1 protein-coding gene is annotated in these 831 nt (G+C 47.2%); it reads left to right on the plus strand.

Going from position 1 to position 831, the window contains the following annotated elements:
* The first annotated feature begins 269 nt into the window (after positions 1-269).
* The gene (locus HMPREF3096_RS30180) at positions 270-698 is read left to right on the plus strand and encodes a GFA family protein (protein WP_001554382.1); all 429 of its coding nucleotides are present in this window, start codon (positions 270-272) and stop codon (positions 696-698) included.
* Positions 699-831 lie beyond the last annotated feature (133 nt).

The raw sequence follows: 831 nt of genomic DNA on the forward strand, positions 1-831 counted from the left end.
GCACTGGTGTTATGGCGTCCTGAAGACCGGAACCGTTTTTAATGACGAAGACCTGAAACCGGTACTGTCAACCTGACTGTACCAGGCTGGCATTAAACACAAGGTAACGCTCACTGCAATAAGTGAGCGCAGTCCGTTATGAGCGAAGAGCGGATATTCAGACCGACTGATAGCTGATTTTGAGTTGCCAAAAAGAGCGCTCCTATTCAGTACAAAAAAGATGGTAATGTTTCATAAAATCTCTTAGGCCTTGCAGGAATGGTTTTGAAATGAATGGATCTTGTTTGTGTGGAACAATTGAATTTGAACTTACTCATAAACCAGCAGTGTTTTATCGTTGTCATTGCTCGCTTTGCAGAAAGCAGAGCGGCGTGGGTTACAATCTCGCCACACTAGTCAAAGACAGTGAGTTTCGCTGGATTAAAGGGGAAAACTGCATTGCTTCATGGTCTAAGCCAACGGGGTACCGTACAGATTTTTGCAATGTATGTGGCTCAACTGTGCCTAACAGTCTGCGAGACGTACCTTATGTCTGGGTTCCTGTTGGTTTAATTGACGAACGTCTTGAAATGGAATGTGCAGGAGACTTCTGCACTGATGATGCAATGCCCTGGGATGAAACCCGCTCACCTAGTTGTCACGCTGGACCTGTCGAGTCGCTAGCCTCGCTTTTAAAGTACCTGAAACTCAATTCCTGAGCGTTAGCATTTGGCACAAAGCAGACGTTAAGACTTACAGCATCGGGAAACTTCTGGATGCCGCGTCAGCGGCATGGAGGCGCCAGATGAGGTTACATGTGTCTGTGGAGTCAAATGGCGCCGAAAGCCCGGC

This window comes from Klebsiella sp. HMSC25G12 (assembly GCF_001807705.1).
Classification (GTDB): domain Bacteria; phylum Pseudomonadota; class Gammaproteobacteria; order Enterobacterales; family Enterobacteriaceae; genus Klebsiella; species Klebsiella variicola.

Excerpts from the sequence above, each read along its gene's own strand:
- HMPREF3096_RS30180 (WP_001554382.1), top strand. The coding sequence starts at position 270 with ATGAATGGATCTTGTTTGTGTGGAACAATTGAATTTGAACTTACTCAT.